General features: G+C 63.6%; 8 protein-coding genes. 4 read left to right on the forward strand and 4 right to left on the reverse strand.

From position 1 onward, the window contains the following. Positions 1-345: 345 nt before the first annotated feature. Complete coding sequence (locus tag KF708_09270; protein ID MBX3412865.1) at positions 346-1,905, reverse strand: hypothetical protein; 1,560 nt, start codon at positions 1,903-1,905, stop codon at positions 346-348. After that, the gene (locus KF708_09275) at positions 1,902-2,624 is read right to left on the reverse strand and encodes a hypothetical protein (GenBank protein MBX3412866.1); all 723 of its coding nucleotides are present in this window, start codon (positions 2,622-2,624) and stop codon (positions 1,902-1,904) included. Before KF708_09275 ends, KF708_09270 begins: the two co-directional genes overlap by 4 nt. 615 nt (positions 2,625-3,239) lie before the next feature. On the opposite strand from KF708_09275, the gene KF708_09280 reads away from it, so the two are divergent. The 3 genes from KF708_09280 to lexA all read left to right on the forward strand — a co-directional run bounded on the left by KF708_09280 (position 3,240) and on the right by lexA (position 8,107). Further along, positions 3,240-5,840 carry a hypothetical protein gene (locus KF708_09280; GenBank protein MBX3412867.1) on the forward strand — a complete coding sequence of 867 codons (2,601 nt, stop codon included), beginning with the start codon at positions 3,240-3,242 and terminating at the stop codon, positions 5,838-5,840. Between the two features lie 134 nt (positions 5,841-5,974). Further along, complete coding sequence (locus KF708_09285; protein MBX3412868.1) at positions 5,975-7,072, forward strand: Gfo/Idh/MocA family oxidoreductase; 1,098 nt, start codon at positions 5,975-5,977, stop codon at positions 7,070-7,072. A 426-nt stretch (positions 7,073-7,498) separates the two neighbouring features. Then, positions 7,499-8,107 (forward strand): transcriptional repressor LexA, encoded by a 609-nt coding sequence (gene lexA / locus KF708_09290; protein MBX3412869.1) that lies wholly within the window; start codon positions 7,499-7,501, stop codon positions 8,105-8,107. Between the two features lie 22 nt (positions 8,108-8,129). On the opposite strand, the gene KF708_09295 is transcribed toward lexA, so the two are convergent. After that, positions 8,130-9,230: a DUF1559 domain-containing protein gene (locus KF708_09295; protein ID MBX3412870.1), complete on the reverse strand. Its 1,101-nt coding sequence runs from the start codon at positions 9,228-9,230 to the stop codon at positions 8,130-8,132. 128 nt (positions 9,231-9,358) lie between these two features. Continuing rightward, on the reverse strand, positions 9,359-9,922 hold the full coding sequence (locus KF708_09300; protein ID MBX3412871.1) for a hypothetical protein: 564 nt from the start codon (positions 9,920-9,922) through the stop codon (positions 9,359-9,361). Between the two features lie 436 nt (positions 9,923-10,358). On the opposite strand from KF708_09300, the gene KF708_09305 reads away from it, so the two are divergent. After that, the gene (locus tag KF708_09305; GenBank protein MBX3412872.1) at positions 10,359-12,524 is read left to right on the forward strand and encodes a PAS domain S-box protein; all 2,166 of its coding nucleotides are present in this window, start codon (positions 10,359-10,361) and stop codon (positions 12,522-12,524) included. Positions 12,525-12,619 lie beyond the last annotated feature (95 nt).

The raw sequence follows: 12,619 nt of genomic DNA on the forward strand, positions 1-12,619 counted from the left end.
CCCGGGCCGACCGTCAGCGTCGAAATCGTGCCTCTAAATACTTTGTAAATAAGAGTTTCCACCGGCGCTGGACTGCTTTTGCCCCGATCGAGGGGCCAGCCAGTCAAGGAGTTGGTCGCTCCGGCGGACACTTTCGTTCCGCCGAAACCGTAGTCCGGAAGAACTTTGCCCGGCGGGGGATTCTCGTGGAAGATTCCTACCCGCGACTTGGCTATGCAATAATCGGCAAATGCCACAGGCAGATGCAGTAGATTTTGCCGACTGCGGCGAAATCTGCCGATCGGGCAAGACGCGCCGCTGCCGGTGCCAGCGGCGCTGGCAGACCGCGCGGCCATCGTTCGGACGTCAGGGAGTGCCCCCTTCGATGCGCGTCACGAACGCCTGTCCCGTCACCGTGCTGCGGCGAAGAAAGATGTGCAGCGCGGGGGGGCCATCGTAGATCCACTGCTCGCTGATCGAGTTCTGCGTGGCGACGCGCGCCACGCGGTCGGGGCGGCGGAGACGAGCCAGCACCGTGGCCTCGGGCACCCCGGCGGCGAGCGCCGGCGGCTCGGCCGCCGGTGCGGACTGATTTTCGCCCGACTTATCGGTCGGCGGTATCCACGTACCACCCCGCTCGGTGTAGCCGAGTTCTCCGAGCGTCATCCTGGCTTCGCCCAGATCGGGCACGATACGCAGCGCCTCGATCAACAGGTTGGCGGCCGCCGAGCGATCGGCCAGCAACTCGCGATACTCGTCGGCGAGCATGAGCCGCCCTTCGGCGTCGTTCGAAGCGAGACCCTGACGCTGCGTTTGCAGCCAGCGCTCGACGACGGCTCGCGAGGCTGCCTCTTCTTGCAGTTCGGCGAGATCGTCGCGCAGACGTAGTAGTTCGGCGCGGGTGAGCGTGGTCGCCAGGGCGGCACGCTGCCGCACCGCCAAGAGGCGCAGTTGCCGAATCGTGTCGGGGCGATCGGGAATCTCCTGCTTCGCCAGCGCGATGAGGCTATCGAGTTGGTCGCCACTCAGTTGGGTTCCCTGACGTTCGAAGGCCCCCGCGACGAGATGGGCCCACAGGGCACGGGCGGCCTGGCGTTGTTCGTCGCGCGAGAGCTCGGCCCAGATTCCTGCCGGATCGGCAAGGTACTTCGCGGCCCAGTCGAGGCGTTCGGCCGCCAAAGGAACGTCCGTCCCCGGCAGCAACTCGCGGACTCGTTCGGCCGCGGCCAGTCGCGCTTGCGGATCGGCCGCCGATCCCCGTTTGACGAGCAACAGGCAGACCTGGTGTCGCAGATGGTTCGCCCGCTCTGGCGCCAAGCCAGTGGCTTCGCCCCAGGTGGCAAGGTAGAGCAGCCGGTCGACATCGTTCAAGCGACCGGCTTCCTCGGCTGCCCAGGCAAAGGCCTCGCGGAACGCCTCGGCCGAGGCCCGTTTCAGAGCGCGATCGTGATACCAACGGGCCTGTTGCCCTCCCCAACGTGCGAGCGCGTAGAGTGATTGGTAATTTCCTGGCGTGATGCGCCCGCGCATTTGGGCAAATCGTTCGAGATCGGGGGGCAAGGCACGGAACGATTCGACGCGAAACACCGGCCGCGGCAGTCCGCGGGTCAACTGCCCTTCGACGACAATCCCCTGCATCGAGCGCCGTACCTGGCCGGCGAATTGGCCCAGTTGGAATTCGATGGGGGAGTCGACGAGATAAAGCTTGCCGGCGCCGGCCGAGCGGAATCGCCCTTCGATCTCGACCTGTTTGCCTACCTGGGCTGAGAGGTCTTTTTGATATTCGTGGATCTCGACGGCCGCGCTGTCGCTGGCCCACAAGGAAACCAGCAGCATCGTGACCGTCAGCCACGATGCCGCGAACTTCGCACCACGGTGTTGGCAATGCGTGCCGTGGACGGAGACTGCTACGGAGGTGATCTTCATGGCGTCTCTCCCCTCACCCAGCCGCGCTGCTGCGCGAGCACGGGGTCGATCGGATCGGACGTTGGCCAGTTCGCTCGGTGCAACGGCTCGGCGAAAGTGAGCAACGCCACGCTCCCCGGCCGAACGACGATCTTCCATGGTTCTTGTGGCGCGCGGGGTGCTTCCAGCTTCTCGAGCTCGGCGCCAAATAGGATCCGCGTGGGCGTGCCCGGCTCCAGCCGATCGAAGGCCGGCTCGCGCTGCAGCTTCAACACCACACGGCCTCGCTCGCCGATCAACGACCACTCGACATGAGGGCCCCACTGCCCGGCCGATTCGGCGCCCCCTCCTGCGGCGTTGGCCTCGTCGCGGGTGACCCAGGCCTCGATGATGACGGTCCGGCCGCCAAACAGACGGTCGAACTCTGCCTGGACCTCAGTGGTTTTGATGCGTCCTTGATCGTCGTCGGCGCGATCGATCGTTTCGGTCAACGCATCGAGCGACGTCAGGGCGAGCCGCGACCAGATCTGTACCTCGCGGTCGAGTTGCAGGGCGGCGCGTCCTCGTTCGGAATCATCGCCCAAGATGCGAGCGGCTTGGGCCGCGGCGCGAGCGCGATCGGCAGCCGTGAGCCAGTCTCCCGCGAGAAAGGCTTTTTCTGCTTCTTCGCCCGCCACGTTCAGCACCTGGTCGTAATGTGATTGCCGTCGCACGTGCCAGGCCAGGGCGATCGCCAGCATGACTCCCAACGTCGCCAGCAAGAGGCCGACCCGACCGCGCGAGAAGAAGGGACTTCGCGGGCGCGCAAGGCCAGCGACGCTCTGGACCGAACGGCGGCGGAGGCCCCAGTTGCGACGGCCAGGCGCGACACCGTCGACCGGCCTGTGGGGGGCGTGCGATGGGGACCGCGCTGCGGCGGCATCTGCCGGGGCTCGACGGACGACGGCGTCCGAGCCGATGGCGCTCGGGCGCGGGCGTGGGTTTCGTGGCAGGACGAACAGGACCGTCCCACACGCGGGACAAGCCACTTCGCGATGCGATTTGTGCCGGCGACCACGAATCACGCGTCGGCACTCGCACAGCAAGGCAAACGATTGTTCGCCCTGGAGGGCCGGCTGCCACGGTGGAGCGGACGGATCGGTGCTCGCGTGTTTGGCAGCCAAAAGCTCTTCCCCGATTCCCGTCCGCGAGCCACTCCCCAGCCTGTCGAGGCACTGTCTGCGGGCTGTTCCGATTATAGCGAGCCTGTCGATTGCCGCTTTGACCGGGCTCGCCCTGCAAGCTACATGCTCTGGGCGACTACGCACTTACGTCGTGTGGAAGAATTTCCACACCCCCAGCAGGAGAAGCGAGCAATGGTAGGCGTGTCTGAGCGGCAGAGCAGCGAGGGACTCCTGGGAGCGCGATCGCACGAGTTGGTGCTGCGCGTCAGCGGCGGTCCGCGAGATGGTCACGTCGTGCGGCTCTCGTCGACGAAGTGTGCCGTTGGTTCCGCTCCCAACTGCACGCTACGGCTGCGTGGCGCCGGTTTCCAACCGCTGCACTGCCTGATTCTGCGGGGCGCCGAGCGTACGACGATCCGCTCCTGGTCGCGCGATACCCGGCTCAACGGCCGCGCGTTCGACGATGCCCACCTCGAGGCGGGCGATCGCCTGTCGGTGGGCCCCCTGGAATTTGACGTCGTGGAGACGGGCGCGCTCGCCGGCGACGTCGAGACGACCACCTTGCCCTGCCCTGCCGCCGACGCGGTACCGGCGCAAGCTGCCTCGCTCGATTCGGCCGCGGCGCTCCTCGAGGCGAACCGCACCGAGATCGCTCGCTTGCGAGCGGACTTGGAAGCGGAACAAAACGCTTTCGAAACGAGCATGCGCGATCAGCTTCTTGCCTTCGAAGCGCAACAGACCGCCTGGGAAGCGACCTGCAACCAAACCCGCGACACGAGCGAAGCCGAACATCAAGCACGTTTGTCGCTGCTCGAAGCTCGCGAAGCTCAACTGTGCGAGCGCGAAACACAACTGGCACGGCAACTCGACGGATCGCAGCAGGGCCAGTCGCTACTCGAGCAAGAACGGCAGCAGATCGACGCGCAGCGCCAGGCAGCGGAGTCGCAGTGGGCCGAGCTCGCCGCGACGCAAAGCGAGCTCGCGCGTCAGACCGAAGAACTGATCTCACGGCAACAGGCCAACCACGACCTGCAGCAACGGCTCGAGCAAGAACGGGCCGATCTGCAAGTCCGCCGCGAGGAACTCGAAGGGCAGCGTGCGGCCTTCGACTTGCAGCATGCCGAGCTCGAGCAACAGCGGGCACAACTCGAATCGGCCCTCGCCGAGCAGCAGAACGCCGAGCGCCAGCAGACGGGAGACGTCGAGCAGGCACGGGCCCGCTATGAAGCGGAGCAGCAACGTTTGGCCGACGAGCTGTCCGCGCTGGCCGCCCGGTTGTCGACTGCCGAGCAGTTGACCGCCTCGTTACGTGCCGAGAAAGAAACCGCCGATACGGACCGGGCGACCGCCCAGCAGCAGGTTGCCGAGTTGCAACGACAATTCGACGAGCAGAACGAGCAACTCGTCCAGCTTCGCGAACAGCTTGCTCACCACGAGCAGCAGGCGAGCGAGCAGAGCCAGCGCAGCGACGATCTTGGCAGCGACGATCTTGGCAGCGACGATCTTGGCAGCGAACTTGCCGAACGCGAGCGTCAATTGACAGAGATGGCGGCCGAGCTGCAAACGCTACGAGCAGCGATTGCCACGGCAGAAGGCCAAGGCTTGGCAATGGCCGAGCAGGAGTCGCGACTCGAGTTGCTCAAGGCCACGCTAGAAGAGGCCGCGCAGAAATTGGAGAGCGAGAAGACTTCGTTCGATCGAGAGCGACGCGAATGGAACGACGACCGCACGGCCGAGGAGACCCGCTTGCGCGACGATCGAGAGCGTCATCAGTCGCTCGAGGCACGCCTGCAAGAGGAACGGCAGAACTTGTCCGATCTGCAACGCGAACTGGAAGAAGAACGCAAGGCCATTGAACTGTTGCGCGGCGCGCTTAAGCCAGAGGAGCCTCAGCCTTCCGAGGAAAAGCTGACCGTGGCGCAGTTGCTGCGCGACAGCCAGAGCGAAGGGGAAACCGACTCGACGTTCCAGCAGGAAGCGGAAGAGGCGATCGATTTCAGTGCTCCCAAGGCGGAGGCGCCCCTGAATACGAGCGATCTGTTTCGTCGTTTAGGCATTGCCACGCAAGACGCCGAGGAGAATGAGGAGGAACTAGAGGCATTTCGACGTATGAGCGCCGGAGCGAACGAGCGATCGCGACAGGTCTCGCGCCCCGAGCTGCCCCCCGTCGTGGCCGCCCCGCCCCAGGTGAAGGGAGAAGAGCAGGAGGAGTCGATCGAAGAGTACATGCAGAAGCTGCTGCAACGTACGCGTCGGGCAGGAGATGTTCCGTCGTCCGTCGCCAGCTACACGCCGGCGCCGGTAGTCGAAGAGAAGCCGACGAAGGTTGTCGAGCCGAAACGCGAGGCGGCAGATGCATCCGCCGCTCCCGAAGTCCCCGAAGAGGAACGTCCCGTCCGTCCGCGGCCGACCGCGCCCGAGCGGGGCAAGGATATGTCAGGCCTGCGCGAGATCGCCAATCTTTCCGCGCGCGGCGCCATTGCCACGTTCGATCGCAAGAAGCGCAAGCACGCCGTGCTCGGCCGCTGTGTGATGGCGATCGGCATGTTGGTATTGAGCGTGGTTTTGCTGGTAATGTGCCAGCACGATCCACTGTTCTACTATTGCGGTCTAGTCGGCATCGTCTTCGGTATGCTCTCGTCGGGCTACGCCATGGCCTCGATCGTACGGTTCCACGCTCAAAGGCGTTCGTCGCGAGCTTCTCGTGCCGAAGAGGGGGGCGACGAACAGCAGGCCGTGGCGGAAGAAACGGCCACGCCGATCGTCGCCGCCGAACCGGCCGACGTGCAGTAAACCATGCTGCCTCGCATCGCTCGGTGGCGGTCGCTTGACGCCCGGCGATTGCCCCGCCAGACTTGCATTTTCTTTGGGCCCCGCCTGGCTGGTGGGGCCGGCGGTTTCTCGAGTGCCTGGCTGCGAGTTGAGTGATGAAAAAGGTCGGCGTGGGTCTGGTCGGGAGCGGTTTCGTCACGAGCATCCACTACGAGTCGTTCGAGTACGTGGCCGCCGCCGAGGTGTTGGCGGTCGCCAGTCCCACGCTCGAGAACGTTCGTGCTTTTGCCGAGAAACGCGGTATCCCGCGCTGGTTCGTCGATTACCGCCAGATGCTCGAGATGCCCGAGATCGAGATGGTCGTCTTCGGCATTCCGAACGACTTTCACTGCGAGGCCGTGCTGGCCGCCGCGGCCGCGGGCAAGCACGTGGTGCTCGAGAAGCCGATGGCGATGAACCTGGCCGAGTGCGATCGCATGATCGAAGCGTGTCGCAAAGCCAACGTCAAGCTGATGTACGCCGAAGAGCTGTGCTTCACGCCCAAGTACGTGCGCCTCAAGCAACTGGTCGAGTCGGGGGCGCTCGGCAAGCCCCACCTGCTCAAACAGTGCGAAAAGCACGACGGCCCCCACTCTTCCTGGTTCTGGGACGTGAATCGTAGCGGCGGTGGCGTCACCTTCGACATGGGCTGCCACGCCTTCGAGTTCTTCCGCTGGATCCTCTCGGGGCCCGACTGCAAGAACCGTCCGCAGGCGACGAGCGTCTATGCCCAGATGAATACGAACGTGCATGGCGACAAGACGCGGGGAGACGACGATGCGATCATCATCGTCGAGTTCGAGGGGGGCTGCGTCGGACTGGCCGAGGAGAGCTGGACCAAGGCCGGCGGTATGGATGACCGCGCCGAGGTGTTCGGTTCCGGAGGCGTCGCCTATGCCGACCTGCTGCGCGGCAACTCGATTCACACCTATTCCAAAGCGGGTTACGACTACGCCGTCGAGAAAGCCGGCTCGACCCAGGGCTGGAGCTTTACGATCTATGAGGAGGCGTGGAACTACGGCTTCCCGCAGGAGATGCAGCACTTCACCGAGTGCGTGCGCGACGACAAGGAGCCGATCGTCACGGGCGAGGATGGCCGCGCCGTGCTCGAGATCGTCATGGCGGCCTACGCCTCGGCCGGCCAGGGACGCAAGATCGAGCTCCCCTTCAAGACCGACGCCCAGCGTCCGATCGATCTCTGGCGGCCGAGCTGATCCAACGGGACGTCCTCCGCGTTTCCGAGCGCCCCCGCTCACGCTTTTTGAAGTTGCGCTTTTCAAGGTTTTTTGGCCTCGATCCTCGGCAAATCAGCCCATCCTAACCCGACGCGTCAGCGAGGGGATTCCTGCAAAGAACGTCGAGCAAAGTGCTCCCTCGCTGACGCTTCGGGTTACGATTCCGCGAAAAGCGCAACTTCAAAACCCATGCTTGGCGGCTACACGCTTTCATTGGGTCACCGCCATGCCGGGCAAAATCGCGGTCAAGCCGGGGTCTTTCCGCGGCCGAAAGCATTACTGTACAAACGCTATTGACTCTGTACACCCGTATATTATGCTAGAGATAGGTTTACGGGTTGATTGAGTTGCCGCCGGGTTGATCCTTGTGCGGCAAGCCTCCTGCCAGGAGAGAGGATCACGGCCATGTCACAACTCGATCGTCTGACGAATCGTCAGCGCGAGGTTTACGAATTCATCCGCGAGAAGATCCGCAGTCGCGGGTATGGGCCGACGGTCCGCGAGATCGGCACCGAGTTTAAGATCAGCTCGCCCAACGGTGTCATGTGCCATCTGAAGGCCCTGGAGAAGAAGGGGCTGATCAATCGCGAGCCGAACATGTCGCGTGCGATCATGCTCGCCACCGAGCCAGCGGAAGAACGTGGCCTGCCCCTGGCTGGTCGCGTGGCGGCCGGCCTGCTTCAAGAGGCGATCGAGCAGAACGAGCGCATCGACCTCGACGAATTGTTCAATCCCGATCGAGGCGATTTGTTCGCCCTGCGAGTCGATGGCGATTCGATGATCGACGCGCAGATCGCCGATGGTGATATCGTCATCATTCGCAAGCAGGGGACGGCCCATCGCGGCCAGATCGTCGTGGCGGCGACCGATGAGCACGAGGCGACGCTCAAGCGCTGGTATCCGGAGTCGAATCGCATCCGGCTCGAACCGGCCAACTCGACCATGGAGCCGATCTACGTCAAGAACGCCAAAGTGTTGGGCGTGCTCGCCGGGGTCGTGCGACAAGTCGATTAGTCGTCTCGATTAGTCGTCTCGATTAGTCGTCGAAATCGCCTGCGGCCAATGGCGTGGCGCGGAACAACTCGTGCGCCGGCCTGTCGTTGGCCATATCTCGCGCATGCGTGCCATCGGGTGTCATCAGCAGGCAATAGACGAGATAGTCCGTCTCGTCCGAGAGAAACCTGACGTGGCCATCGCAGAAGGTGGCCACGACGCCCCCTTCGTGCAGGCTCGAAGGGCGCGCGAATAAACTGCGTGCGGCCGTGTCTTCGACGTGGACCTGGTCGATGGTCCCGCCTGCCTGGTTGATGCTCGCGACGGGTACCCCTTTGGCCAACGGTGGCACGGCCCGCGGTCGTCCCTCGACCATCGCCACGGTCGGCCACCAGAAAAGCCCCAACTGCGGTTCGATGCGCTCGGCAGCGCCCCAGTTGCCCGAGTCGAGATTCTCGGACAAGAGCAAGGTGGTGGAGAGTCCATCCCCGCGTTGGATGTAGGTGTCTGTCTGATGGATTACGCGGATCGGCGCCGGGCGCCCCGTGCGGTGGTTGTACGGAAAGTGATTGAAGAACACACCGTTCGCCTGCACGTCTGGGGTCGGTGGACGCTGCGGATTCGCAACCCGGTCATTGCGGTCGAACTGCCCACAGTTCACGGCGTAGCTGTTGGTTGTGTGTGGCGAGAATGCCGTCAGCCGAGTCGCGAATAGATCACTCGGACAGAGAAAGATCGCCACGTGCGTATTGATGGGCACCCCCGTTTCGAGTCCCGGCCTCTTCGAGGCATGCCGTTCGAGGAGATCGTTTCGCTCGAGGTAGGGGAGCAGCGGCACTGCCCAACTGCAAGGGGTGGGACGCGCCTGCGCGAGGATGGTCGCGTTCGGCAAGCCCGTTTGCCAGTCGACGTCGCGCGACCGATAGCCGAGCAGGTTGACCGAACCTGGATATTCGCGCTGTGCAAGCAGATGGGCGTTGATGGCCTGCGCGATTTCACGCTGCTGATCGACGCATCGCGTGCGCTGGCCCGATTCACGCACCGCTTGAATGGCGGACAACAACAGCGCGGCCATCACGGCGATGATGGCAATCACCGTGAGCAACTCGACGAGCGTGATGGCGCGACCGCCCTGCACAGACACGCTGCTGCCCCTCAACATGCGCGCGACAGTTCTTATCGAGCGGCTGAGTATAGGAGCGCGGCGCGTGGTGAGGCAAACAGATTATGCAGTTTTTTTTGCAAGGGGCTTTTACAGGAACCAGATCGTGTTCAGCGCAGCATTTCGACAGGGGGCAAGGCGATGTCGAAATACTGTGCGAATTGGCCCACGCTGGGGGTGATCGCGCCACCAGGGGTAATTGCCAACTCGAGGACGGTGCCGGCCTCGGATTCGAGTTCCATGTAGATCCGATTTCGCGACTGCTGGAGATCTTCGGGATAGATCTTCTTGCCAAAGACCGGTCCGATCCGTTTCACCGTGTAGGGCACCCCGGCTTCCAGCGTGCGCTGCTGGCCACTGGGTCGCAGATACATGAACTGATTGGCCATGGTGGGGCCAGTGCCGATTTCATATTTCGTGCGATTCGGCATGATCAGCCGGTCGTCGCGAAAGGTGAGCTTCGTACCGATCGGTAGCAGCCAGACGGGGCGACCGGCAATGTCAGATGGTCCCGGCGCGACCATGGGGGGCATCGTCTGCACGTCGGGAATCAGCGGCCCGACGCGGAGCTTGCCTTTCGGCGGCCAAACACCTTGCGCCGATGCTTCGCTCGCAAAGGAAACGCAGCAGGCGGCCAGGGCCACGACGACAACCAACGAAAGGGTGCGAATCATGAGAAGATCTCTTGGCCAGGAGTACGCGAATTGGTCGAGAAGTAGGGTAACTCGCAGTATGATTCAGCCACCTGGCGCCTGCAAATTCGAGGCGTCTCTGTCATGGGCCGGCGTCGCTGGGGCAGCGCGAGTCGACTGCAAGGGTCGAGCGGACGAGTGCCGAGGCGCAGCAGAGGTCGTTCGAGGTTGGAGGATCGAGCGGTATGGCTATACTTAGCACTGCCGCGCAACGGCTGGATCGCAGAGCAAGGGAGTGTTCGATCGTGTGACACGTCGGGTCCATGCTGTCCCTGGTTTGGCACGCCCAATGGATCACTTGCGTCAAGTTTCGACGAGCGCCTTCCCGCGCGGTAATGCGGTTGCTGTGTTTCTAGTGGGGCGTTGAATTGGCCGTAGAAGATTTATTCTCGGCGATCAGGCGCGACGAGACATGGTGATGCAAGATCCGACGAAATCGGGAGCGAGCTCACGTCCGGCGGAAACCTCGCTGCCCCGGCCAGCGGTCTCTCCGCATCGTCCGGCGGACGTCGATGCACCCCACCCACTGACGCCCCCCCGCTGGCTCGATTCTCCCCGCCGTACCTACGATTTGTTGCCCTGCGGGGTGGCCGAACTCGATCCCTCGGGCATCGTGCAGTTCTGCAATCCGGCCTTCGAATTGTTGCTGGGGAAAAGTCACGAAGAGATTGTCGGCCGCTCACTTTGGCATGGGGTGGAAACGTCAGGCGACGAATCCACGTATCGCTCGGCGCTTGCCGCCTGGTCATCGGGCGGCATCGAAGCGTTGGCCATCGAGATACGCTGTCGGCGGGCCGACGGAACGCTGGTCAACTTGTGCTGGCAAGGCAGCCCTCGATTCGACGCCAGCGACGAGCTTGTGGGGTATCTCGTGGCGGCCATGCCCCAACCGGCAACTGCGGAAGCAGCACGCGACACCGTGGTCGATGCCGCTCAATTGCGAGACATCGAGCGGCGTGCCAATCAACGCGCCACGGCACTAGCGAATTCGGTAACACGGCTCGAGCGTGAAATCGAACAGCGTTGTGCTGCTGAAGAGGCGCAAGCACGCCTGGTGGCCATCCTCGATACCACGCCCGACTTTGTCGGCATTGCCGATGCGTCGCACCGCGTGCTGTATATCAATCGCGGTGGTCGCGAAATGTATGGACTGGCCGAGGACGAGGACATCTCGCAGATGACCTTGGCCGACTTGACCACGCCGCAGACCTTGGTGGAGCATATCGAGCACCGCTTCCCGATCGCCATGCACGAGACGTACTGGCAGGGAGAAACGGTGCTGCACGGGCGGAATGGCCGGCGCACGCCGGTTTCGCAGGTGGTGCTGGCTCACCGCGACTCGACGGGACATGTAGCTTACTACTCGACCATTGCCCGCGATCTCTCGGCACGCGTGGCGGACGAAGCGGCCTTGCGGGCGCAGCATCGGCGCCTGCGCGATATTCTCGACGGCGTGGTGACCTTTGCGGCCTTGATCGCCAAGGATGGCACGGTGCTCGAAGTGAATCGGGCGGTGGTGGAGACTTCGGGCTATCGGCGCGAAGAGATTATCGGCAAGCACATCGCCGAAACGAATTGGTGGAACTACTCGGCCGAGGCCCGCCAGCACATCAACGATCAAATCGCCAAGGCGGTCTCGGGCACGACGGCCCACTTTTCGGCACTGTGCCAATCGCGCGAGGGAAACTTCATGCCGGCGCAGGGGGCCTTCAGCCCCGTCTTCGACGCGCAAGGCAACGTAACCGAGATCGTCGGCTCGGGCGTCGATATGACGGCGCGCGACGAGGCCGAAGAGGCGGCGCGGCAGCATTTGAACGAATTGGCGCACGTGTCGCGCATCGCGCTGCTTGGTGAGATGGTGGGGGGCATCGCCCACGAATTGAATCAACCCCTCACGGCGATCGCGAATTTTGCCGACGTGTGTGCGGCGGAACTCGCAGAGCGGGGTATGGCAGGTGTTGCCAATGTGCAGAAGAGTCTCATCCGTATCTCGGAAGAGGCCTTGCGTGCTGGGGCGATCATCCGCGGATTGCGCCGCCTGGTTCGCAAGACCGAGGCTCAGCGCGCGCCGACCGACCTGGGCGATCTGCTACGTGAAGTGGTCGATCTGGCCAAGGCCGATGCCCGCGATCGTGGCGTGCAGGTCGAGACGCATCTGGCCGACGGACTGCCCTTTATTCTGGCCGATCGGATTCAAATTCAACAAGTGGTGCTGAATCTGCTTTCGAACGCCTTCGAGTCCTTGGCCGCCGGACAGCCCGAGCAGCGGCGCGTGGTCATCCAGTGCGCTGCACGCGAAGCAGGCTTCGTCGAGATCGCTGTCGCCGATAACGGGCGTGGCTTCGACCACCACGACGCCGAACGGCTCTTCGACGCATTCTATACGACGAAAACACGAGGCATGGGACTCGGGCTATCGACCAGCCGAGCGATCATCGATGCGCACGGGGGGTGCTTGTGGGCCGAGTCGAGCGCGCCACGCGGTGCGACGTTTCGGTTGAAGTTGCCGGTCGACAGCGGCGAAAGTGGAGAGCGGCTTCGTCCGCGCGGTGCATTTCTGAGCGGGCATGACAGTTCACGCTAAGAGGGAGCGAGCTTCGACATGATTCCGGTCCAGCAGGAGTCGGTGGCCGTGGGGGATGTGACCACGGGGGGGCAGCGCCGACGACGGCGCGCGAG

This window comes from Pirellulales bacterium, assembly GCA_019636335.1.
GTDB lineage: Bacteria > Planctomycetota > Planctomycetia > Pirellulales > JAEUIK01 > JAHBXR01.

What these genes read in the sequence shown, in the direction of transcription:
- KF708_09270 (MBX3412865.1), bottom strand. Translation starts at nt 1,905, where the DNA reads ATGAAGATCACCTCCGTAGCAGTCTCCGTCCACGGCACGCATTGCCAA.
- KF708_09305 (MBX3412872.1), top strand. Translation starts at nt 10,359, where the DNA reads ATGCAAGATCCGACGAAATCGGGAGCGAGCTCACGTCCGGCGGAAACC.
- lexA (MBX3412869.1), top strand. Translation starts at nt 7,499, where the DNA reads ATGTCACAACTCGATCGTCTGACGAATCGTCAGCGCGAGGTTTACGAA.
- KF708_09285 (MBX3412868.1), top strand. Translation starts at nt 5,975, where the DNA reads ATGAAAAAGGTCGGCGTGGGTCTGGTCGGGAGCGGTTTCGTCACGAGC.
- KF708_09280 (MBX3412867.1), top strand. Translation starts at nt 3,240, where the DNA reads ATGGTAGGCGTGTCTGAGCGGCAGAGCAGCGAGGGACTCCTGGGAGCG.
- KF708_09300 (MBX3412871.1), bottom strand. Translation starts at nt 9,922, where the DNA reads ATGATTCGCACCCTTTCGTTGGTTGTCGTCGTGGCCCTGGCCGCCTGC.
- KF708_09275 (MBX3412866.1), bottom strand. Translation starts at nt 2,624, where the DNA reads ATGCTGGCGATCGCCCTGGCCTGGCACGTGCGACGGCAATCACATTAC.